Annotated in this window: 21 protein-coding genes; 8 read left to right on the forward strand and 13 right to left on the reverse strand. The window is 53.6% G+C overall.

All coding sequences use genetic code 11. From position 1 onward, the window contains the following. Window positions 1-15 precede the first annotated feature (15 nt). Window positions 16-1,155 (reverse strand): LacI family DNA-binding transcriptional regulator, encoded by a 1,140-nt coding sequence (locus ACR0DU_RS19345; protein ID WP_480876759.1) that lies wholly within the window; start codon window positions 1,153-1,155, stop codon window positions 16-18. Between the two features lie 104 nt (window positions 1,156-1,259). Here ACR0DU_RS19345 and ACR0DU_RS19350 point away from each other — a divergent pair, with 104 nt between their 5' ends. Next, window positions 1,260-1,550, forward strand: coding sequence for a hypothetical protein (locus tag ACR0DU_RS19350; protein ID WP_480876762.1), 291 nt, complete (start codon window positions 1,260-1,262; stop codon window positions 1,548-1,550). 154 nt (window positions 1,551-1,704) lie between these two features. Here ACR0DU_RS19350 and ACR0DU_RS19355 read toward each other — a convergent pair whose 3' ends face one another. The 10 genes from ACR0DU_RS19355 to ACR0DU_RS19400 form a co-directional block, all read right to left on the reverse strand. After that, on the reverse strand, window positions 1,705-2,859 hold the full coding sequence (locus ACR0DU_RS19355) for a Gfo/Idh/MocA family protein (RefSeq protein WP_480876765.1): 1,155 nt from the start codon (window positions 2,857-2,859) through the stop codon (window positions 1,705-1,707). Beyond that, entirely contained in the window at window positions 2,859-3,914 is a 1,056-nt protein-coding gene (locus tag ACR0DU_RS19360; protein ID WP_480876768.1) for a sugar phosphate isomerase/epimerase family protein, read from the reverse strand. Before ACR0DU_RS19360 ends, ACR0DU_RS19355 begins: the two co-directional genes overlap by 1 nt. A 27-nt stretch (window positions 3,915-3,941) precedes the next feature. Beyond that, window positions 3,942-4,970 (reverse strand): LacI family DNA-binding transcriptional regulator, encoded by a 1,029-nt coding sequence (locus ACR0DU_RS19365; protein WP_480876771.1) that lies wholly within the window; start codon window positions 4,968-4,970, stop codon window positions 3,942-3,944. 37 nt (window positions 4,971-5,007) lie between these two features. Continuing rightward, window positions 5,008-6,630, reverse strand: a complete 1,623-nt coding sequence (locus ACR0DU_RS19370; RefSeq protein ID WP_480876774.1) for a dihydroxyacetone kinase subunit DhaK — start codon at window positions 6,628-6,630, stop codon at window positions 5,008-5,010. 11 nt (window positions 6,631-6,641) lie between these two features. Beyond that, on the reverse strand, window positions 6,642-7,634 hold the full coding sequence (locus tag ACR0DU_RS19375) for an ABC transporter ATP-binding protein (RefSeq protein ID WP_480876777.1): 993 nt from the start codon (window positions 7,632-7,634) through the stop codon (window positions 6,642-6,644). Continuing rightward, window positions 7,627-8,724: an ABC transporter ATP-binding protein gene (locus ACR0DU_RS19380; protein WP_170546374.1), complete on the reverse strand. Its 1,098-nt coding sequence runs from the start codon at window positions 8,722-8,724 to the stop codon at window positions 7,627-7,629. The genes ACR0DU_RS19375 and ACR0DU_RS19380 overlap by 8 nt, the downstream gene beginning before the upstream one ends. 2 nt (window positions 8,725-8,726) lie before the next feature. Further along, window positions 8,727-8,915, reverse strand: coding sequence for a hypothetical protein (locus tag ACR0DU_RS19385; RefSeq protein ID WP_480876782.1), 189 nt, complete (start codon window positions 8,913-8,915; stop codon window positions 8,727-8,729). Further along, window positions 8,912-9,850, reverse strand: a complete 939-nt coding sequence (locus ACR0DU_RS19390; protein ID WP_480876785.1) for a carbohydrate ABC transporter permease — start codon at window positions 9,848-9,850, stop codon at window positions 8,912-8,914. The genes ACR0DU_RS19385 and ACR0DU_RS19390 overlap by 4 nt, the downstream gene beginning before the upstream one ends. Then, window positions 9,847-10,794, reverse strand: coding sequence for a carbohydrate ABC transporter permease (locus ACR0DU_RS19395; RefSeq protein ID WP_010442362.1), 948 nt, complete (start codon window positions 10,792-10,794; stop codon window positions 9,847-9,849). Before ACR0DU_RS19395 ends, ACR0DU_RS19390 begins: the two co-directional genes overlap by 4 nt. Before the next feature lie 78 nt (window positions 10,795-10,872). After that, window positions 10,873-12,192, reverse strand: coding sequence for an ABC transporter substrate-binding protein (locus tag ACR0DU_RS19400; protein WP_029622076.1), 1,320 nt, complete (start codon window positions 12,190-12,192; stop codon window positions 10,873-10,875). A gap of 386 nt (window positions 12,193-12,578) precedes the next feature. On the opposite strand from ACR0DU_RS19400, the gene ACR0DU_RS19405 reads away from it, so the two are divergent. From ACR0DU_RS19405 to ACR0DU_RS19420, 4 genes are all read left to right on the forward strand, one after another. Continuing rightward, complete coding sequence (locus ACR0DU_RS19405; protein ID WP_480876790.1) at window positions 12,579-13,358, forward strand: MOSC domain-containing protein; 780 nt, start codon at window positions 12,579-12,581, stop codon at window positions 13,356-13,358. Between the two features lie 231 nt (window positions 13,359-13,589). Then, window positions 13,590-15,047, forward strand: a complete 1,458-nt coding sequence (gene xylB, locus ACR0DU_RS19410; protein WP_480876793.1) for a xylulokinase — start codon at window positions 13,590-13,592, stop codon at window positions 15,045-15,047. Next, window positions 15,044-15,991, forward strand: coding sequence for an aldose epimerase family protein (locus tag ACR0DU_RS19415; RefSeq protein ID WP_480876796.1), 948 nt, complete (start codon window positions 15,044-15,046; stop codon window positions 15,989-15,991). Before xylB ends, ACR0DU_RS19415 begins: the two co-directional genes overlap by 4 nt. Window position 15,992: 1 nt before the next feature. Continuing rightward, window positions 15,993-17,294, forward strand: a complete 1,302-nt coding sequence (locus tag ACR0DU_RS19420) for a cytochrome-c peroxidase (protein WP_480876799.1) — start codon at window positions 15,993-15,995, stop codon at window positions 17,292-17,294. Here the strand turns inward: ACR0DU_RS19420 and ACR0DU_RS19425 are convergent, their stop codons facing one another. Then, complete coding sequence (locus ACR0DU_RS19425) at window positions 17,295-18,806, reverse strand: CRTAC1 family protein (protein ID WP_480876802.1); 1,512 nt, start codon at window positions 18,804-18,806, stop codon at window positions 17,295-17,297. It lies immediately after the preceding gene. After that, a complete protein-coding gene (locus ACR0DU_RS19430; RefSeq protein ID WP_319544325.1) occupies window positions 18,796-20,013 on the reverse strand; it encodes an ROK family transcriptional regulator in 1,218 nt (405 codons plus the stop codon). The genes ACR0DU_RS19425 and ACR0DU_RS19430 overlap by 11 nt, the downstream gene beginning before the upstream one ends. 151 nt (window positions 20,014-20,164) lie before the next feature. Between ACR0DU_RS19430 and xylF the strand changes: the two genes are divergently transcribed. From xylF to ACR0DU_RS19445, 3 genes are all read left to right on the forward strand, one after another. After that, the gene (xylF, locus tag ACR0DU_RS19435) at window positions 20,165-21,184 is read left to right on the forward strand and encodes a D-xylose ABC transporter substrate-binding protein (RefSeq protein WP_480455245.1); all 1,020 of its coding nucleotides are present in this window, start codon (window positions 20,165-20,167) and stop codon (window positions 21,182-21,184) included. A gap of 63 nt (window positions 21,185-21,247) precedes the next feature. Then, window positions 21,248-22,546, forward strand: coding sequence for a sugar ABC transporter permease (locus tag ACR0DU_RS19440; RefSeq protein ID WP_480876805.1), 1,299 nt, complete (start codon window positions 21,248-21,250; stop codon window positions 22,544-22,546). Next, window positions 22,546-23,349 carry an ATP-binding cassette domain-containing protein gene (locus tag ACR0DU_RS19445; RefSeq protein WP_480876808.1) on the forward strand — a complete coding sequence of 268 codons (804 nt, stop codon included), beginning with the start codon at window positions 22,546-22,548 and terminating at the stop codon, window positions 23,347-23,349. The genes ACR0DU_RS19440 and ACR0DU_RS19445 overlap by 1 nt, the downstream gene beginning before the upstream one ends. Window positions 23,350-23,351 lie beyond the last annotated feature (2 nt).

Here is a 23,351-nt window from a genome sequence, read left to right on the forward strand (position 1 = left end):
CGGTTTCCTCCCCGGTTATGATCGTTGGATTAGGTTGATTTTTCGCGCCAGTGCCTCGGGTGTCAGCCGGGGTGGCCCGTCGGATTCGCGTGCGATAAGCACGGCTTCGCTGAGTTCGCGCAGGGTTGCGGGTTCTTCGCCTCGGGTTTGGCGGATCAGTAGCGTGGCCAGACGCTCTCCTGCGCGTCTCGAATCCACGCTGAATGTTGTCAGCCCCGGATTGACGTATTGGCATTCGGGAATGCCGTCATATCCAAGGATTGAAACGTCTTTTCCGATCTCAAGGCCAAGTTCAGCGCAAACTGGATAACACCCTAATGCAGCCAAGTCGGTCGCAAACACCATTGCGGTTGGCGGGTGGTCCAATTTCAACAGTGACCGCGCTTCGTTAGCCCCTTCTTCGCGTGTCCGTGCACCTTCCCGGATCAATTCTGGATCATCCCGCAAGCCGGCAACTTTCAGGCCTTCAAGATACCCGTCGCGGCGCAAATGACTGTAGTTGAACTTCGGATCACTGCCGACATAACCGATACGGCTATGGCCAAAGTTGACCAATCGAACGACCGCATTTCTGATTGCTGCTTCACCCGATATGTCAAACCAAGACATATCATCCATTGGATCCGATTGGCCGTATTCCGTCCGCCCGTATAGGATAAATGGGACCTGCAATTCTCCAAGGTACTTTACCCGCGCGTCGTCCACTTCGGTCCGGGGCAAAATGAAACCATCTGCCTTGCGTTCTTCGACAAGACGTCCCAACACATTGAGCATATCTTTCCCGGACTTTGCCGTGGAAATTGTCATTGTCCAGTCCGACGCACTGGCTGCTTCGCAAGCGCCTGCCAGAAAATCCTGAAGAAACGGGTTGTGCTGGTCCGGTTCTTCGCTGTTGATGACCATCGCAATAGCGCGAACTTTTCCTGTTCGAATAGCCTGCGCGTGACTGAGCGGGCGGTAGCCCATCTTCCTTGCCGTGACCTCAACTCTCTTTCGCGTGACTTCCGAGATGTCTGAATACCCGTTCAATGCGCGCGATACCGTGCTCTTTGAAAGCCCGAGATGATCCGCCAATTCGTCGAGTTTCACCCGCCGTGGCGGTGAGGCGCTCCTAGACTGAGATTGGCGGTTTTGCAGATTGGGATTCGTTGTCATCCTACTATTTGTTCGTTCCGAAACCGGTTTCGGCAACAAAAAAGTCGAAGTACCTGTCAAGTGACTTGTTTGAAACGTTATAGCGAGCGTAACGGGGCTGAGGCGTGGGCGAGAACGATCCCGAGTTTGATACGAGGGCCTATCCCAATGAGATGTGGGAAGAAGATCTTGCGGAGTTTGTCGCGATGGTGGGGGCTAGGGACAACCTGGGAACCAGTGACGCGGACCTCGCTGAAGACTCAGAAACGCAGTTCAAACTGATTGCAGCCGCTCATACTACAGGCGAGGCAGATGAGATCGATCGCGTCATAAATCACATTGCATTCATTTGGCATATGAAAAAGCAAGAGATTCATGAAGCTGGGGATGCGAATGACGAGAACCTCGGCGAGTGATGGTACAGCGTTAAGGTGGTTCACATAACATCCGTTCAGCGATGCTCGCAGCTTGTTGTACCGGAGTGTTCATCTATAGTTTGTGCGAGCTTCAGTTCTTGGCAGATACTCACAGCGTTTTTCAAGATGTCCACTCTATCCGCACAACCAGACTTTACTCCAACTTGACCCAAGCCGCATTTTTTGAAGAGCTTTGCACGCATGCGGCTACAAACTTAACGCCATTGAGGCCGTCGCGGACCGTTGGATAAACAACCGAAGCGTCAGGTGAAGTCCCGTTTCGGAAAGCTTGGATCGCCTCCGCAGCCTCCCCATAGATATTCGCGAACCCTTCCAGATACCCCTCGGGATGGCCCGGAGGAACTCTGCTCAACCTATTGGCAGGATCACCGGCCCCAGCTCCATTTCGGGTGATTAGACGCTTGGGTTCGTTGTATGGCGTAAACCAAAGATAGTTAGGATCTTCCTGAGACCACTCCAGCCCACCTTTTTCGCCATAGACTCGCAAACGAAGTGCGTTTTCATTACCAGGAGCCACCTGAGAAGACCACAACATACCGCGCGCTCCACCTTCGAAACGTAGCAACACATGCGCGTTGTCATCGACTTTGCGACCCGGCACAAAGGCCTGCAAATCCGCCGCCAGGCTTTCTGCCTTCAACCCGGTTACAAAGCACGCGATGTTGTACGCGTGGGTGCCGATGTCACCGGTTGATCCGCCCGCGCCAGAACGCTCAGGATCGGTTCGCCATTCTGCCTGTTTGAAATCCTGTTGCTCGGTCAGCCAGTCCTGCGGGTATTCAACCTGAACCACGCGTATCTTTCCAATATCGCCGTTAGCAACCAATTCACGGGCCTGCCGAACCATCGGATAGCCCGTGTAATTGTGGGTTAAAATGAATAGGGCATTCGCGCTTTCAGCTGCTTTGACCAGCTTTTTTGCATCGGCAAGGGTCGAGGTGAGTGGCTTGTCACAAATTACGTGAATACCGCGTTTCAGGAACTCACGTGCGGCTGCATAGTGAACGTGATTTGGCGTGACAATTGAGACTGCCTCGATCCCAGATTTCAGCCGGGCTTCCCTGATCGCCATTTGTTTGAAGTCTTCATAGACCCGTTCGAGCCCTAATGCATGACCACTTTCAAGAGATTTCTCTGGCGTCGAAGACAAAGCACCGGCAACCAACTCGAACTTGTCGTCCAGTCGCGCGGCTATGCGGTGAACGCCGCCTATGAATGCGTCGTTTCCGCCGCCAACCATGCCAAGCCGAATGCGGCCCAAGGCTTCTTCACTGCGTCCTTTGACCATCACTCAATCCCCAGCATTTTACGATTGGCGGCTTCGTCAGCGCCACCATCAGCGAAATCATCAAAGGCTTTCTCGGTCACACGGATGATGTGATCGGACACGAACTGCGCGCCTTCACGCGCTCCATCCTCGGGGTGTTTGAGGCAGCATTCCCATTCGACAACTGCCCAGCCATCAAAGTTATTCGCCGCCATTTTTGAAAAGACCGCCCCGAAATCCACCTGGCCATCACCAAGCGACCGGAAGCGCCCGGCACGATCGACCCAGCCTTGATACCCGGAATAAACACCCTGTCGGCCGGTCGGGTTAAACTCGGCATCTTTGACATGGAACATCCGGATCCGATCTTTGTAGATGTCGATATTGTCCAGATAGTCGAGGCATTGCAGCACGTAGTGCGACGGGTCGTACAACATGCAAGCGCGTGGGTGATTGCCTGTCCGTTCAAGAAACATCTCGTACGTCACGCCGTCGTGGAGGTCCTCACCTGGGTGAATTTCGTAACAGACGTCAACGCCGCATTCCTCGGCGTGATCCAGTATTGGCACCCAACGCCGAGCAAGCTCCTCGAATGCCGTTTCGATCAGACCAGCAGGGCGCTGCGGCCAAGGATAGACATAGGGCCATGCCAATGCGCCTGAGAATGTCGCATGCGCTGTAATACCCAAATTTTTCGAAGCAGATAGTGCTTTTTTGACTTGGTCTACCGCCCATTCTTGCCGGGCTTTCGGGTTTCCTCTGACGCTTTCGGCTGCAAAACCATCAAACGCGCTGTCATAGGCCGGATGAACGGCCACAAGCTGGCCCTGAAGGTGGGTTGAAAGTTCAGTGACTTCGACGCCATTATCCTTGGCTTTGCCTTTGAAGTCATCGCAATAGCTGGCGCTGGACGCGGCTTGTTCCAGGTCGAACAACCGGCCATCCCAACTAGGAACCTGAACGCCCTTGTATCCACAGTCAGCCGCCCATTTGGTGATCGCGTCCCACGAATTGAACGGCGCTTCGTCCCCTGCGAATTGCGCAAGAAACAAAGCTGGACCTTTAATTGTCTTCATAAAATTTCCTCCCCAAATCCTAAGCCTCTATGGCGGTAAATTTTCCTTCAGATAGATGTCGATACGGATACGTTCCTGGGCTTTGTTGAATGGCACTTTGTCCGAAGTTGCACGCAGCAGACGGACGGCTGAACGAACAATATGCCCGGTGTCTTGCGAGATAAGAGCGTCAAATGTACCCAGCGTAAGCGCCTCACGACTAAGCGGAGTAAGCTCATGAGCTATGATCACCAGATCTTTGCTGAGCTTGTTCTCGGAAAGAAATTGAATCAGTCCTGCATTGCCTGCTGCGGAGGAATAAATTCCAACCAGATCCGGGTAGGTTTCAAAGATCTCGGGCATCATCTTGTAAATCAGATCCGGGTCATCCCGGCCCTCGACAGACGCTACGACTTCGAGGTGTGGGAATTCCTCAGCCACAACTAGATCAAAGCCTTGACGACGCTCTAGGTGGTCACGTGCCAAACGGGATCCTGTAAGTACCAAGATCTTGCCGTCGCGATGCACAAATCGTCCCATCAGCTGAGCGGCGGTTCGCCCAGCCGAAACGTTATCAATTCCTACAAAGTGGTCTCGCTCAGAACTCGGCAAGTCAGACACCAACGCAACCACCGGAACGCCTTTGTCTCTCAGCCTTTTTACGGCGTCGCGGACAGAAGGCGTTTCGGGTCCGAAAACGGCGACCCCGTCAACCTCCAAACTGTCAACAGCATCCAGAATGTTAACGATATCCTGCGGTTCAAACGGAGCAACTTTCTTTATCGCAACGCGGGTCCGCTCGATAAATTGGTCGCGGGATTGTTCTGCGATCTGACTGCTGATTGCATCCACAAACTCGTTGTCCGTTTCCGGCAGAACAAAGAGGAAATTGTAGACACGGTTTCGTGCAAGGTTTGCTGCGGCCGTGTCGCGCACATACCCCAGCTCATCAATCGCCTTTTGTACTTTCTGTACGGTTACGACCCGTACGCCGGGGCGCCTGTTCAAGACCCGGTCAACAGTCGCCAGGCTGACACCCGCTACGCGCGCGATGTCATTGACGGTTGGCTTTTTCACCAATTCTAATTTTTGTTTTTGGTCTTCCACGTGTTTTTCATCCCTCAATCTCCCGCGCTAAGCCCTCAAACAACAAAGCAACAGCCTCAGCGCCGGGATCGTTATTTCCAACTAGGTTTTCTTCGGGAACATAGGCTGCGCGGCCTGCCTTCGCACGTCGAATATTCGCGGTGTTGTTTGCGCCTTCGCGGGCAGCCTCGGCCGCATGCGCCAGGCCAGATGGCAGTGCGGCAAGTGCTGGTGCCAGGGCGTCAATCATTGTCCTGTCACCTACCTTGGCACCCCCAACCTGGCTGACGCGATTCAGACCTTCGACCAGAGACTTCGGTACCGAAGCCCCGCTCGCAGAGGCATCTCCAGCCGCGTTGAAAAAAATTGCGAGTATCACGCCGGAAGAACCACCCATTGTCTGGCTTAACTCATTGCCCAACGCCGGAAACAGTTGTGTCAGGTCAGCGAGCGGCATTCGGTCAAGGCTACCTTGCAACGCTCTAGCGGCCGTCGCCAACGTGCTTCCTGTATCGCCATCTCCGGATTTTGCGTCCAGCTCGTTCAGGTTCTTCTCGGCGTTGATGAGCAGTTCAGACAATCGGGTGATCGTCTCCCTTGTGGCGGGATTGTTCGAAGGAATTGGATCGATAGGGGTCAGGCCATCAGGCAAAGGCGCTACTTTTATCGGGTCGATGGAATTGACGCCGGGCCACGCCGCCAGATCAACAGGAGCTTCAAGTGCCGCTAAATCGTCCTGATCTACAGGCAGAATAGAAACAGAAAACCCGTGCATATCCAGCGATGTCATCATTGGAGCTGGGCCGATGATATGGTGGGCAATGCCAGTCTCGGACAAGGCGTGCGTGAGGACTGCCATTTCCAGCGGAGTTGTAGAGCCAAGGTTGTTGACCAACGCCACACAATCCCCAGAGTCCACCCTTTGCTTCAGCTTTTCCACCACTGTGGACATGGCTGATACAGCATTTGAGAACTCGACTTGCTGTACACCGGGCTCGCCGTGGATGCCTAAGCCGAGCTCCGCTTTGCCGGGTGCGATCCGGTCTTCCTTTGGAGATCCCGGAACGGTACAGGTGTCCAGGCTCATACCGATGCTGACAACCTTTGCTATAGTGCTTGTTGCTGCTTTGGTAACGGTGTCTAGGTCAGCACCGCTTTCAGCGAGCGCTCCGGCGATTTTGTGCACGAACAACGTACCTGCCACGCCACGTGGTTGCGGAAGGTCGGGCAGGGCGATGTCATCATCAACAACAACCATCTCTACTTTGCGGCCCAATGCACGGGCGCGTTCAGCCGCCAGTCCAAAGTTCAACCGATCACCGGTGTAATTCTTCACGATAAGCAAGCACCCAGCCTCACCCGTAACCGCAAGAATACCCGCCAGTACCGCCTCTACCGACGGGGAAGCAAACACTTCGCCGCACACCGCTGCTGTCAACATACCGGGGCCAACAAAACCTGCATGGGCGGGTTCGTGGCCAGATCCTCCGCCGGACACCAAGGCGACCTTCGACTTGTCCCAATCCGACCTGAAAATCACCTTGATGTGTGGGTATCCGTCCAGCCGGGTAAGTCGCCCTCCGGAGGAGGCCAGAAGGCCGTCTATCGCCTCTGTCACCAGAGTTTCTTTTGTGTTGAGGAACTGGGCCATGCTTTTGCTCCTTAATTCACTCGCGCGCCGGACGCGTCAAAATACAAAGGGTTGTGGGGGCGGATTTTTATAATTTTTCCAGATGGATAATCCTGATGGACATCAATCAAGGTCACAACCGGGTGACCGCTTAAGTCCAGGTGCAACCGCGTTTGATCCCCCAGATGCTCAGCACGTATGACACGCGCTTCACTGCCTTCGCCTTCAATGATGTTTTCCGGGCGTAGGCCAATCTGCGGGCCTTTGTGATCGCCTTCGAACAACCCGGACGGCAGGATATTTATCCGCGGCAGACCTAATCGGCTGGCTACGTAAACACTGCCCGGGTTTTCATAAATGTCCCGAGGTGTTCCGTACTGAACCAACCGGCCGTTCTCCAAAACGCCGATATGCGTCGCCATTGTCATGGCTTCGACCTGATCATGGGTCACGTAGAGCAAGGTTGACCCCAGATCGGCCTGAATCCTTTTCAACTCGACCCGCAAATCCGCCCGAAGCTTGGCGTCCAAAGAACTGAGCGGTTCATCCATCAGGAAGATTTGGGGATCACGCACCAGCGCTCGTCCAATTGAAACGCGCTGCATTTCACCGCCAGACAGTTCAGTGGCCTTGTTATCCAGTTTGTGCGGGATCTGAAGAATCTCCGAGACCTCATTAACCTTCCTGGTGATCTCGTCCTCTGGGGTCTTCAGAATCGGCGACCGTAGAGGGAAGGACAGGTTTTCCCGCACTGTCATATGCGGGTACAGCGAGTACTGCTGGAAGACCATCGCTACATCGCGCTGAGCGGGAGTGTCTATTCCAACGTCACGCCCGGCAATGTGCACAGTTCCTGAATCCAGTTTCTCGAGTCCGGATATCAATCTCAGCGTCGTTGTTTTTCCCGCGCCAGTCGGGCCCAACAACACCACAAATGCACCGTTGGGGATCGTCATCGAAATACCGTCCACCGCTTTGACGTTGCCAAATGACTTCGAGATATTCTCCAAAACGACTTCAGCCATTGCTCAGTACCTCGTCGTTCAGAGCGGACCTCAACGCGCGCCCGGTAGATTTTTCAAACAAAGTTACTGCGGGGGAGCGGAACTCCAATCCCACTGTCTCACCGGGACTGACGACCTCGCGTGCATCAATCCGGGCTTTCAGCTCTCCATTCGGGCTTTGCAGCGTCACGATCTGAGTGGTTCCCAAATATTCTGCGGCCAGAACCTTGGCCCGATATGCGCTCGCATCAGATAGAAAAACATGCTCGGGGCGAACGCCAAAAACCAAGTCACCTTCCGCCCCTTCCATCAACCTCGGCACGGCTTCGTCATGGCCATTCAGCCGAACCATTTCCGAACCAGGCTCGACCTTTCCCTCAAACGGCAGGAAGTTCATCGAAGGAGACCCGATAAAATCCGCAACGAACATCGTAGCTGGTTTGTCGTAGATTTCCTGGGGTGTACCGAATTGCTCGATCACAGCGTTGTTCATCACAACGATCTTGTCGCCCATTTGCATGGCTTCCAACTGATCATGTGTGACGTAAACAGTGGTCGCGCCCATGCGATCATGAAGTGCGCGCAGTTCTTCGGCCATATGCTCGCGAAATTCGGCATCCAGGGCACCAAGAGGTTCGTCCATCATGAATGCTTTGGGTTCGCGAACAATCGCGCGTCCAAGCGCTACGCGCTGTCTATCGCCGCCCGAAAGCCCACCTACTGGGCTATCGAGGATGTCGTTGATCCCCAGAATTCCCGCGACTTCCTCTACTTTGGCTTTGACAGCAGCACGCGGCATGCCCTGCGATATCAGGGGGTAGCTGATATTCTTGCGCACGTTCATGTGGGGATACAGCGCGAACATTTGGAACACGAAGGCAATGTCCCGCTCCGACGGTGGCCGCTGGCTGATCTCTTCACCGTCCAGATAGATTTCACCCGATGTTGGAAGTTCCAATCCAGCTATCATTCGCAGCGTCGTCGTCTTTCCGCAGCCGGATGGCCCGAGCAGCATGAAAAACTCACCGTCCTCAATCGTGAACGAGCTTTCGCGGACAGCCGTGAAATCGCCAAACATCTTTCTTACGTTTTTGACTACGATCTGGGCCATTTCTACTCCGGGAAATGACTGACGATGATGAACATGACGGTTCCGATCAGCGTGACGATGAAGGAATAGGTGAAGCCCCAAAGGACAAAGGGCTGCATCAGCATGAAGACTCCCAGTGCGATAAGGATGGTTGCGACCATCTCCCACGGGCCGCGGCGGAGCCGCATCAATCCGGTTAGAAAATCGCTCATTTGCGCACGGCTCCGAATGTGATCCCACGCAGCAAATGTTTGCGCATCAGGATGGTGAAAATCATGACGGGGATCAGGAAGATCGTGGCACCTGCCGCCACAGCAGGCCAGTCCAGGCCGCCAATACCAATAATGGTCGGGATGAACGGTGGCGCAGTCTGCGCATTCGCGGATGTCAGCAGCACGGCAAACGCGTACTCATTCCAGGCGAAGATCAGGCAAAAGATAGCTGTTGAGGCTATGCCGGTTGCGGCTTGCGGCAGCACCACTTTGTAGAAGGCCTGAAATCTCGTGTAGCCATCTATGAGGGCGGCCTCTTCGTACTCTCTTGGGATTTCGTCGATGAAACCCTTCAGCAACCAAACCGCCAAGGAAATATTCACGCCCGTATACAGCAGGATCATTCCCAAATGCGTGTCGCTGAGACCAAGGTTTCTGAACATCAGGAATATTGGGATGGCGACGGCGACCGGGGGCATCATCCTTGTACTGAGGATGAAAAATAGTAGATCGTCCTTAAGCGGTACTTTAAACCTGCTGAAGGCATAGGCCGCCAGCGTGCCAAGGAAGATACTCAAGAACGTTGAGCCAAATCCGATGATCACCGAATTCATAAAGCGTTCCCCGAACTTGGATGGCCCGACAATCACCATGTCGTATTGGCGCACGATCTCATCGGCCCAGTTCTGCGGTGGGTTTGCTTCCAGAAATTCCTGCGTTTGCCGTGTTCGTGTGGTGAAGAGATTAACGTAGCCTTCAAGCGTGGGGTCAAAGACCACTTTGGGCGGGTAACTGATCGCATCGGCCGGGGACTTGAAGCCAGTCAGCAAAATCCAAACCAGCGGGATCATCGTGATCAGCGCATAAGTAATTACCAGGAAGCCTGCGATCCACTTGGACCGGTTCGAAGGTTCGGCGACGGAAAAACTGCTCATCTCTGTTTCACCTTGTTCAGGGCTTTGACGTAGATCGACGCGAGGCCGAACACGGTGACGAAAAGGATGATCGCATAGGCTGACGCATAGCCCGTACGCCATTTCTCAAAGGCTTCGCGCTTCAGGTTGATCGAAGTGAGTTCCGTTACAGAACCGGGGCCTCCGCCGGTTAGCTGAACAACCAGGTCGAACATCTTGAAGTTCTCTATGCCTCGAAACAGCACGGCCAGCATCAGGAATGGTAGCACCATCGGGATGGTAATCGTAAAGAACTGTCGCAGCTTGCTGGCCCTGTCGATTTCAGCCGCCTCGTAGATGTAATCGGGAATGCTGCGCAGACCGGCCAGACAGATCAGCATCACGAAGGGGGTCCACATCCAGGTGTCGACAATCACGATCGCCCACGGAGCCAACGTCACGGATCCCAGCATTTCAAAGCTCGACGGGTCCTTGCCGGTAAACCAGGACACGATGTAGTTAAACAGTCCGATTTGAGGTTGATACAGGAACTTCCAGAAGTTCCCGACAACCGCCGGGGACAGCATCATTGGCAGCACGATAATCGTGGTCCAAAGATCGTTGCCCTTGAATTTCTTGTTGATCAACCACGCCAGAGTAAACCCGATCAGGACCTGGAAAAAGATCGTCCAGAACAGGAAATGCGCCGTCGCCTGCATATTTAGCCAGGTGTCCGAGTCCGTCAGGATACGCTCGTAATTCCTGAGGCCGACATCTTTGACTTCACGCCCGATCCGGTTGGCCTTGTAGTTGGTAAAGCTCAATTGGATGGTCCAGATCAACGGAAAGATGTTGATCGCCAGCAAAAGAAAGATCGTTGGGGAGATGAATATCCAGGCGATCGCGCGGTCGGATAATCCTCGGATCTTTCGCGCAACTCGCTCGGGCGTTGCCTGCGCAACGCGATCTATTGTCCTGTCAGACATCTCTTTGCCAGTTCTTGTTGGTTTAGGACTCACGGGTGAAGGTGGAGCGGGTTTGCACCCGCTCCTGTCTGCGTCGGACTACAGCTTGCCTTCGTCTTCAAAGACTTCCGTCCAATCTTCGATTAGAAGATCAAGCGCTTCTTGAGCTGTACCTTGGTCGGCAACCACGTAGTCGTGGATGCGTTTCTGCATTGCCAGCAGCAGTTCCGCATAGGCAGGCTCTTGCCAGAAATCCTGTACACCTCCCATTGCTTCAAGGAAGTCGCCGGCAAACGGTTGGCTGTCTACGAAACCAGGATCTTCCAGTACGGAATTATGCGCCGAGTAGCCGCCGAGCTCCCACCATTTGGCCTGAACTTCCGGCTGTGCAAACCACTTAATGTACTCAAGTGCGGCGTCCTGTTTGTCAGAGTAGCTGACGACAGAAATACCTTGTCCGCCCAGTGTCGAACCTGCCTGATTTTGTGGTGGGTTCACGAAGAAGTCGATCTTGTCACCGCCAGTATTGGGGTCGGCATAAAGACCAGGGAAGAACGCAAACCAGTTCATAGCCATGGCGACCTGACCGGACTTAAAGGCGTCCAAGCTCTCACCCATGTAAGAGTTGGTATATCCCGGAGGCGTCGCCGTTTTGTAGAACTCCTTGTAGAATTCCAGTGCCTCAACCGCTTCGGGAGAGTTTACCGCGCCTTCCATGTCATATGAGCCCGGGGTGTTTTCGTATTTGAAGCCCCAAGGATACAGCGCTCCGGTCACACCCATGGTGATCCCTTCCGAGCCGCGCTCGGTAAAAATTGCGGCGCCATAGACTGTCTTGCCGTCGATTTCACGACCTTGGAAGAACTGCGCAATCTGCAGCAATTCTTTCTGAGACTGAGGTTCACGAAGGTCCTGACCAGTTGCTTCTTTGTATGCGGCTTGGATTTCGGGGTTTTCGAACCAGTCCTTGCGATAGAACCAGCCGTTTGCATCGCCCATCGCAGGCAGCGCGTAGTAATTTGGTGTGCCCTTAGGCCAGGTCGAGTAAGCGTAAACAGTGGCCGGCGCGAAATCGTCCATGCTGATGCCTTCAGCATCAAAGAACTCGTTCAGCTGGACATAATGACCATTCTCAGCGCCACCGCCAATCCATTGGCTATCACCGATCAGTAGGTCGCAGAGCTTACCCCCAGAATTCAGCTCGTTCAGCATCCGGTCCGCAAAATTTGGCCAAGGAACAAATTCGAAGTTCATGGTGTGGCCGGATTCTGCTTCAAATTCTTTTGATAGCTCAACAAGCGCGTTGGCCGGGTCCCATGCAGCCCAACAGAGCGTCAGATCTTCAGCATTTGCCTTGGTAGAAAGAGTAGTAGCGGCAAGGACTATTGCGCTGGTCGAGGCCAGTTTTGTGTAAGTCATCCATTCCTCCCTTTTTGCGCCGTCAATCGAGGATGTGCGAATCGCGGCATACATCCAAGGCTATTTGAGGTACGCACCTCAAGTCCAGATATTTTTGAGGTTCGTACCTCAAAAAAATCGGAAGAGATAGCCATTTTTTCTCTTAGCAATTGATTCATAAAGAAATTACTCATTGGCTTTGAGGCGAATGTATTTTCGGTGGCGAGGTATCGAATGGTCATATCGACTTAAATGGGCGCAGCCGTCATGCAGCCAACAGGCTCAGCTAACCTGCTTCTGAAGCGCTCAAATATTATTTGGTCGATACCTTTGAGAATTCGAGATAGCGTCAAACAGCGCGGACAATTCGGGACCGTGCATAACTCTTTTTGGTCAGGTGCAGACGTATGAGCAATCTCTCCATCGTCCGATTGAACCGCTACCCTATAAAAGGCTTGAGTCCCGAGCCTATGCGCACTGTGACGCTGCGAGTAGGAGATGGCATTCCGGGCGATCGCCTGTTCGGATTTGCTCGCTACAACTCCGGTTTCGACATGCAGAACCCAATGCCACTGTCGAAAGATCGTTTTGTCGTTTTGTTGAATGAGGCTGCACTGGCAGGCATTCAGACCGATTTTGAGATTGAGTCCCAGGCACTTGAGATCAATGCGAACGGAAAGATACGACGCTTTGATATGCGAGAGTCTGAAGATCGTGAGAAGGCGGCAGAGTTTCTTTCTTCAGAGATCGATTTAAAAGATCCAGAGCTGCCAAAGTTTGTCTCTTCTACTCCTCATAGGTTTACAGATGTATCTGTCGTATCACCGCAAATGATGAACGCGATATCCGTTTTGAATCTGGCCTCTGTGAAAAAGTTGGGCGAACAACTGAACGCAGAAATCCACCCGACGCGCTTCCGAGCGAATATTGAGATAGACGGATTACCTTCGTTTGCTGAGCTGGATGCAGTTGGATCAGTTTTAAGATTTGGCGATGTCGAGTTGAAGATACTCTCACGTACAAAAAGGTGTGCAGCAACTGAAGTGAACCCGAAAACGGCCGAGCGCGACTTGAAAATACCCTACCTTATTCGGAAATTGATGGGCCATATGGATATGGGCGTCTATGTCGAAGTGGTTAATGGTGGAACGCTAGCTGTCGGTCAAACTGGGGAAATACTCGCTTAGACCTTGCCTCTTGCCAAAGTGGCTTTTCTAAGAGGTTTGCGCCATGTTCGGTCAGACGATTTAACCCAACTCTTGCTCAGTCTTTCTTTTGGCTGTCCAGGGTATCGAAGGACGTCGCGTTCGTGTTTTCTGATCCAGATACGATTGGAGGGCACTCCTTTTACGGAGCCTTGACAAGATCCCTGTTTCAATAAATTTTAGCCATTAAAATATTTAGACAGGTGGTGCTCAATGTATCTGGGCTTGGATTTGGGAACGTCAGGTCTCCGCGGGATTCTGGTAGATGACACAGGACACGTTGTCGGTGATGCCGAAGTCAGCATTTCCACTTCGACACCCAAGCCTGGTTGGTCTGAGCAGGATCCTTTGGATTGGACCAACGCTTGCGAAGAGGTTGTTGGGAAGCTTCGCGTCGGCAACCGGCAAGCGTTCTCAAAATTGCGAGGTATTGGCCTAAGCGGACACATGCACGGCGCTACACTACTGGATCTTGATGGCGAAATATTGAGGCCCTGTATTCTTTGGAATGATACTCGGTCAGCCGACGAAGCGCGGACACTAGATCAAACACCAGAGATGCGCGCAATATCGGGAAACATCGTATTCCCGGGGTTTACGGCGCCGAAACTCGAATGGTTGCGCGCGAATGAGCCGGATGTATTCTCAAAGGTGGGCAAGGTATTGCTGCCGAAAGATTATTTGCGGTTTTGGCTGACTGGCGAGTATGTTTCGGACATGTCTGACAGCGCAGGAACATCCTGGCTGGACGTTGACACTCGGCAGTGGTCAGAAAAGGCACTAGCCATAGGTCACATGCGCGCCGAGCAGATGCCGAGCTTGGTTGAGGGCAGTGATCGGGGTGGAGAGTTGAAGGTCCGTTTGAGACAGGATTGGGGGCTTTCGAATCCGGTTGTCGTGGCTGGTGGTGCCGGCGACAATGCTGCCGCTGCCTGCGGTATAGGGAGCATCAACGACGGCACCGGGTTTGTCTCTCTTGGGACGTCTGGTGTGTTGCTCGTTGCGCGGGAAGCCTATGCTCCGGATCCGGAAACCGCCGTGCACTGCTTTTGCCACGCAGTCCCGGATCGATGGATACAAATGGGCGTCATGTTGTCAGCAACGAACAGCATGAATTGGCTTTCTCGCAATTTGGGTGAACCTGTGGAAAGACTCGCTGCATCTATGCCGGGAAAATTGAACGGACCTTCTGCGATCACGTTCCTGCCATATCTGTCAGGAGAACGGACGCCGCATAACAATAGCCATATTCGTGGCGCGTTTTTGGGTGTGGACATCTCGTCGGAGCCCGCTGAGTTGACCCAGTCTGTAATGGAGGGTGTTTCTTTTGGAATGAGAGATTGCCTGGAAGCACTGAAGAGCACCGGAACCCAGCCAAATAGCCTTATGGCAGTAGGGGGAGGTGCACGATCTCAGTTCTGGCTGGAAACCTTAGCTACTGTTTTGCAAGTTCCACTGGAAATGCCAAAAGGCAGCGAATTCGGTGCCGCTTTGGGCGCTGCGCGACTCGCGCTATGTGCTGTCAACGGCGCTGAACCGGCGCAAGTTATGACGCCGCCGGAAATTCGGGAACGCATTGAACCACGAGGCGACCTGATTGATGCCTACGAAAACGAATACCGGAGATATAGGCAATTCTATCAGGCGCTTGCGCCGCTGGCATTAAGATGAAGCTAGAAACGGGTAAGCCCTATCAGATTGAAACAGCTATTCTTACCGATGGGAATATGCGCGTTTCGGTTTTGAACTATGGGGCGATCACGCAGGGTTGGTGGTACAAGGACGTGCCGCTCATCCTTGGGTTTGACGATCCAACTGCGTATCTCACCGATACGCGTTACCTGGGCGCAATTGTAGGGCGTGTTGCCAACCGGATCAGCGGCGCGAAGTTTGACTTGGAGGGCGCTAGTTTTGAACTGAACGCCAACGAGGGAAAAAACACCCTACATGGCGGCGACGATGGGCTGTCTAAGCAGTTTTGGGACCTCAAACAGATTGCACAGAATGAAGTCTTTCTGAGCTATGTTTCTCGCGACGGGGAGGGCGGCTTTCCAGGGGAGATCAGCTTCGAGGTCAGGATCTGCCTCCAGGGTCAACGGTTGGTCTATTCAATATCTGCACAGCCTGACCGGCCGACGCCGATTAGCATTGCGCAGCATAACTACTACACTTTGGGTGCTGCAGGAGGCATAGACGAACATAAGCTGAAACTCGCTTCAAATTGGTATCTGGAAATCGACGATCAGGGTGTTCCGTCGGGCAGAGTGCTTGCGACCAACGAAAACGGGTTGGACTTTTCAACGGCCAATACGATTGGCAGTGTTTCGGAAGGGATCGATTACTATTTCTGTTTTGATCATGATCGCGACCCAAAAACTCCGGTGGCGGAAATCACTTCACTCTCTGGCCTTGCGTTGACCGTCTACTCAGACCAACCCGGAGCACAGGTCTATTCGGGCTATGAGATGACAAAACCGCTTCGCGCTTCGCGTGGAGTGTGTTTCGAGCCATCGGGTTATCCCAACGCACCGAATACCTCGTCGTTTCCTTCAATCATCTATACTCCGGAGAATCCGTACCGGCAGGAACTTAATCTAGAAGTTTCTGAGGAATGACATGAGAGCAGTTTCGCTATTCTTGGCTTTCGGATTAGCAATCTCTGTGGTGGGTGGCGCGGGTGCCCAATCGCTTGGTCCTTTGCCGGAGTTCCTCGAACCCGACTTTGCAAGTGCTGAGCTGGGGCGTTTGCTGTTTTATGACCCGATCTTGTCTGGCAACAAGAATATCAGCTGCGCGACCTGTCATCATCCCAGGCTTGGCACGTCCGACGGTGTTTCCCTTGGTATCGGGGAAGGGGGAATTGGGTTGGGTCCAGAGCGGACATTGGACCCAGAGAACACCCCGGAACAACGTATTCCTCGAAACTCACCAGGGCTTTGGAACCTCGGAGCCACTGAGTTCACGACGTTTTTCCACGATGGGCGACTAGAGGCAGACCCAACGCAACCTGATGGTATCAGAACCCCGTTGGGTACTCATATGCGGTCTGGTTTCAATTCAGCGCTGGCCGCACAGGCCATGTTCCCGGTTTTGTCGCCAGACGAAATGGCGGGTCACTATTCTGAGAATGACGTGAGCAAAGCGGTTCGCCTCGGATTTCTAACACAGCAAGGCGGTGCGTGGGATCTGATTGCAGAACGTGTTGCGGCCATTCCAGAGTACGAGCAGAGGTTTGAGGACTTAGCGCCGGATGATGGAATTACGTTCACGGCAATTGCCAATGTAATCGCGGACTTTATCGCATTCGAGTGGCGTGCGGATAACAGCCCGTTCGATCGCACGATGCGAGGTGAGGCCGCGCTTTCAGAAGAAGCCGAGATTGGGATGGGCTTGTTTTATGGAAAAGCTGGTTGCAGCAACTGCCACTCGGGCTGGTTCCAGACCGATCACAAGTTTCATTCGATTGCAATGCCGCAGATCGGCCCGGGAAAGGCGGCGCGATTTGAAAACCATGTCAGGGACGACGGGCGTCTTCGCGTGACCGGTGATCCCGACGACGCGTTTGCTTTCCGCACGCCATCTTTGCGCAACGTGACACTGACAGCTCCGTACGGACATAACGGAGCTTATGCCGACCTTGAAGATATTGTGCGCCACCATCTGGACCCGGTAGCGTCCTTGCGAAACTACTCGATCGAGATGGCCACCTTGCCGGACTTCCCCAGCTCTGACGACCAAAGAGCAATGTCGGATAATCAGAACTTGGGTGCGATTGCCAAAAGCAACAGCTTGTCGAAAGTAAGGCTGACGGATCAGGAAATTGACGCTCTTCTCAGTTTTCTTAAAAGTCTTGAGGATCCGGCACAGCGACTAGGTGTACCTGACCAAGTTCCAAGCGGGCTGCCGGTCGACAAGTAATCAGCGTCGAATTCGGATGATTTGGTTGGAGGGGTATTCCCGCCACTCGCTTTTCGCTCCATCCGGCCAGATCATTCGAACCTTCGCCTTGTCTTCCTTCCCAAGTCCAAAATGATGAAAACCGGCGATACCACCTGCGTGGCCGCCGCCGACTGTAAGTTCGCGGGTCTGACCGCCTTGCGAAGTTACAACCTCAATAAATCCACCAATTGCTGCGCGATTGGATTGATCCTGAGCGACATCCAGCAAGAGCCAATCTCCACCTGGTGAAGTGTTCTGACTGACTTCGAGCTCAGAACCTCGGTTGACGACCACCAGATCCAGCTTCCCATCGTTGTTCAGGTCAGCAAGCGCCGCGCCACGAGACTTAGCCATCGAAGCAGCACCGGTATCTGCTGCAGCTTCAATAAACTGACCGTTGGAGTTCTGTAGTAGTAGGTTATTGGGATCGTTCAGAGCCGCATCGGGCATCTGTTCTACGTTTCCCTTGGCCACGAATATATCGTCCCGGCCGTCGTTGTTGACGTCGCCAAACTGTGCGTGCCACCCGGTGGATGGCCTTCCGTCTCCACCGATATGCGGTCTATGAGCGGTCGTACCCTTATCGTAAGTTGCATCGCGCCAGGTCGGTCCGTTTGTCACTGGGTCAAAAATCTGGAGTTTCTGGTCACCCATCGAAGTCAGATAAACTTCGGGAAATCCATCTCCTGTAAGGTCGCGAGAGGCGATCCCCATTCCCCAGATCGAAAATGGAAGCCAGCCTTCGTCTTCCGAGTATTGCCGAGGCTCAGGCTCCATCGCCCATAACTGCTCGTGACCGCCGCGAACATAGTAGTGACGGTCATTGCTGATGCGAAGATCAGCGCGGCCAGTTCGAGCCCAGTCCGAAAACAAAATAGAAAGTGAGCAGTAGCCGGGCTCAAGATGCAGTGGCTCGTGATACAAGTCGCCTTCTGGGCGGTACAAAAGGGTTGGTCCGCAGGATTCAAAAGGACCTTCGGGATCAAACCGATCAACATAGGTGCCAAACGCCAAGGTCGGTAACGTTTGCCCGCTTTCCCATGTTGCCGAGAACCCTGTGGTCCAGTGATCCTCGGACTGAAACCCGAGTTCAGTGAAAGGGCTGAATTGGCAGTCGTGATGGCCCCGAAGAAGCAGGTCTGGGCCAACACGCAAAATCGCCAGATCCATTACGCCGTCGCTATCAACATCAAGAGGGTAGGTGCCGGACACACCGGCCAGCGAAAGATCTTCAGGCGTCTTTGCCTGAAATGCTATCTGTTCCTTCGAGGTATTGATGAACAGTTGAGACCGGTTGGAACCGCCAGCCAAAAAGAGTTCTGGCAGCGAGTCCCCATTGCAATCGAAAACGGCCACACCACCGCCGACAAAATGCTCCCACCCGCCATCATAGACGTGTCTTGGCACATCCATCTTTTTAAATTCAGGAGTATCAGCGCCCGCATTCGCAACTGTGGCCAAAGCCGCAATTATCGCAAACTCAAGGCGCATTCGACGTCAGCTCCTTGACCTTTAGAATCGAGACTTGCTCAATTCCATAGGCTGCTGCCCCTTTGGCCCACATCATGTCGCCCCAGTGATGAACTTTGATCTGGGGCAAAGGTGCATCGACATTCACAACGCCGTTCCGAATGCGGGTCATAACTTCGCTGGAACACAAATGTTCAAAGCTCATTTGTGCCCCCGAGACGATAATGCACTCTGGGTCAAACAAGTTGATCAGGTTGGAAATTCCGAGGCCAAACATCTGACCTGCGCGGGCAAGCACCGACGAAGCTCTGTCGTCGCCTGAGTTGGCGCGGTCATGTATTTCGGAAACGGAGTCCATGTCGTTGGTATGACCGGTGACTGTCATCTCACGGAGCAGAGCATAGTCACCCACATAGGCTTCAAGACACCCGCGTTGACCGCATTGGCAAAGGGCCCCGTCAAGCTGAACTTTGGTGTGCCCAAACTCAGCGCCACAGCCTCGTTCTCCACGGTATAGTTTGCCGTCCAATACGATGCCAAGGCCAACACCGTGTTCGATCGTAACAACGAGGAAGTTCTCTAAACCCTTGCCCAAGCCAAAAAGCTGTTCGGCCTTGGCGACAAGATTGGCATCGTTGTCAACGAATGCGGGGCAGGGCAGTTTATTTGAAAGCAGGTGGCTGAAGTCAATATTTCTCTCGGTAATTGAAGAAGACCAGTGGACAAAATTCCTGTTTGCGTCGACCAGTCCGGCCACCCCGATAGAAACACCTGCCAAATGTGCGACGGAACGGTCGATCTGACTGCAGGTTTCTTCAAGTGCTTCGCGGATCGCCGATACAAATTCTTGCGGCGACATTCTGGCGTGGTCCAGAGCATACTTATGGGATGCGACTTCGTTACCTTCAAAGTCGACCAAGATAACTGAGATCACTTGCCGAGCCACCTTTAGACCGGCCACAAGGTGCATCTGGCCGTCCAATTGCAGCAATACTCTGGGTCTGCCTCTCTTTCCCGACTTGGACTGTGCCTGGCTTTCAGTCTCTTTGACCAACCCGGCCGAGATGAGATCAGCCGTGGCTGCGGTGACGGTCGCAGGGCTGGTTTGCAAGGCGGATGCAATATCGATCCGCGAGACGGACCCCTTGGCTCTGATGTGCTCCAATACCCGTATGCGGGTCGTATTTCTTTGTTCCAAAGAAACCGGAGAGGCTTTGCTTTTCAGCATTTTGTCCTCGCGAATCTTGCTGTTGGTCCAATCTATTTGAATTTGACTGCCTCTTGTAGAGTAAATATTTTACCGACTGAAATAAATATGGTATTGAAATTTGTGAGAGCCGCGAATCGAAATGCGATGGCTCGGCAAATGGGAGGAAATCATGAAAAGAATTCTCAGCTTTTCGGCTGTGGCCACTTTGTTGGCTTCGACCGCATTCGCAGAGCCAGTGGTCGGCGTAAGCTGGTCGAACTTTCAGGAAGAACGTTGGAAAACGGATGAGGCGGCCATAAAATCGGCACTTGAAGCTGGCGGTGCCGAGTACATTTCGGCAGACGCGCAATCGTCTTCCGCAAAGCAGCTTTCGGACATTGAAAGCCTGATCGCCCAGGGCGTGGACGCGCTTATCATTCTGGCGCAGGACGCGCAGGCAATCGGTCCGGCTGTTCAGGCTGCGGCGGACGAAGGTATTCCGGTCATTGCTTATGATCGCCTGATTGAGGACGACCGCGCGTTCTATCTGACCTTCGACAACGTGGAAGTCGGCAGAATGCAGGCCCGGGCTGTTTTTGAAGCCATGCCCAAGGGTAACTACGTGATGATCAAGGGCTCTCCTACTGATCCGAACGCAGATTTCCTGCGCGGTGGTCAGCAAGAGATCATCGGAGCAGCCGTCGACAGCGGTGATATCGTAATCGTTGGCGAAGCCTATACGGATGGTTGGCTGCCCGCGAACGCGCAGCGAAACATGGAACAAATCCTAACTGCAAATGAAAACAACGTGGATGCAGTCGTCGCGTCGAATGACGGTACTGCAGGCGGTGTTGTTGCTGCGCTGACCGCACAGGGCATGGAAGGCATTCCGGTTTCCGGTCAGGACGGCGACCACGCAGCATTGAACCGTGTCGCACTGGGTACGCAGACGGTTTCGGTTTGGAAGGATGCTCGCGAACTCGGAATGGCCGCTGGCGAAATCGCTGTCGCATTGAGCGGTGGTACAAGCCCTGCTGATGTCGAAGGCGCAGTTAGCTGGACATCACCGGGTGGGACCGAGATGAACTCGGTTTTCCTGGCGCCTGTTCCAATAACTAAGGACAACTTGTCCGTGGTTGTTGATGCCGGATGGATCCCGCTGGAAGATCTTTGCCAAGGCGTTGAAAACGGACCTGCCCCTTGTAACTAAACCACTCAGCCCTGGGCCTCTTAGTCTGGGCCTGGGGCAAATGCTGAATATGAAAGATCGGAAATGACCGAAACTTCGTCTCAGCCGATACCTGAAAAAGCGAAACCCAGCCTGTTCCAGCAACTGGAACTGGACATGCGACTTTTGGGAATGATCGGCGCGTTTGTCATCCTGTGTATCGGGTTCAACATCTTCACGGACGGACGGTTCTTGACGCCTCGGAACCTGTTCAATCTCTCCATCCAGACGGTTTCAGTGGCCATTATGGCGTGCGGAATGGTGTTCATTATCGTCACTCGCCACATCGATTTGTCGGTAGGAGCGCTGCTGGCAACAACCTCAGCCGTAATGGCAATGACGCAAACCGAGCTTTTGCCGCAAATACTTGGGATGGGATTGAACAATCCTGCAACTTGGGCGATCACCATTGTAGCCGGGCTGTTTGTCGGCACGCTGATTGGTGCGTTTCATGGCTGGATGGTTGGCTACCTGACGATACCGGCCTTCATTGTCACGCTTGGTGGATTTCTGGTTTGGCGAAACGTGGCGTGGTATTTGACCAGCGGCCAGACGATTGGTCCTCTGGATAGTACATTCCTGATGTTTGGCGGGACCAACGGTACGTTGGGAACGACGACAAGCTGGCTGTTTGGGCTTTTCGCTACTGCGGTTGCCATCTGGGCTTTGTGGAGTGGCCGACGCGCAAAAGCGGCACATGGCTTCCCTGTGAAACCTGTTTGGGCCGAGGCCACTCTGGCCGGGATAATCGCAATTGCCATCCTTGGGTACGTTTACATCGTAAACAGTTACGCCATTCCGACGCGCCGGCTGCAACGCATGTTCGAAGCGCGCGGAGAGACAATGCCAGAGGGGCTGGTCGTCGGATACGGCATACCGATTTCTGTACTAATCCTAATCATCGTGGCCGTCACGCTGACAATTGTGGCGCGGAAAACCAAGTTCGGCCGATACATCTTTGCTACTGGCGGCAACCCGGATGCGGCAGAGCTTTCGGGCATCAACACTCGGCTGCTGACTGTGAAGATTTTTGCGCTGATGGGATTCCTGTGCGCCGTATCCGCCGTGGTCGCCTCGGCCCGTCTGGCAAACCATTCGAACGACATTGGTACGCTCGACGAACTACGGGTTATTGCCGCTGCAGTGATCGGAGGAACCGCATTGTCTGGTGGCATCGGCACCATATACGGCGCGATCCTTGGCGCATTGATCATGCAGGCGCTGCAATCGGGCATGGCAATGGTTGGCGTAGACGCACCGTTTCAGAACATAGTCGTCGGCAGCGTCCTCGTGTTGGCCGTCTATATCGATATCGTTTACCGTAAGCGACTGGGGGCCAAGTGATGCAAGCTCAGGATACTCAGAAAAGACTTTCCGGCACTGGGCGCGGTTCAGGCGCACCGCCATTGGTCGAGATGCGCGACATCTCGATTTCATTCGGTGGGATCAAAGCCGTCGACCATGTTTCAGTCGATCTCTATCCGGGTGAAGTCGTCGGTTTGCTAGGCCATAACGGGGCCGGAAAGTCCACGTTGATAAAGGTATTGTCCGGCGCCTATCAGATGGACCACGGCGAGATTCTGATTGATGGCAAGTCGGTCGAGATTGACAATCCCCGTGATGCGCGGGCGAATAACATCGAAACGATCTATCAGACGCTCGCATTGGCCGACAATTTGGACGCGACTTCGAACCTTTTCCTGGGGCGCGAGATGACGACGCCGTTCGGGTTGGTCAACGACGCAGCCATGGAGGCCGAATGCCGAAAGATAATGGCGCAGCTCAATCCGAACTTTCAGAAGTTCAATGATCCGGTCTCCGCCTTGTCGGGTGGGCAAAGGCAATCAGTGGCGATCGCTCGGGCTGTCTACTTCAACGCACGCATTCTGATCATGGACGAGCCGACAGCGGCACTTGGGCCACATGAAACGCAGATGGTGGCGGATCTGATTCACCAACTGAAGGCACAAGGCATCGGGATATTTCTGATCGATCACGATGTGCATGCCGTTATGGAGCTGTGTGACCGCGCCTCGGTCATGAAGAACGGGAAATTGGTCGGGACGGTCGATATCGCAGAGGTCACTGACGACGATCTTTTGTCGATGATCATTCTCGGCAAACAGCCAGCACAAAAAGCAGAGTAGGG

Source organism: Ruegeria sp. G2 (genome assembly GCF_056533505.1).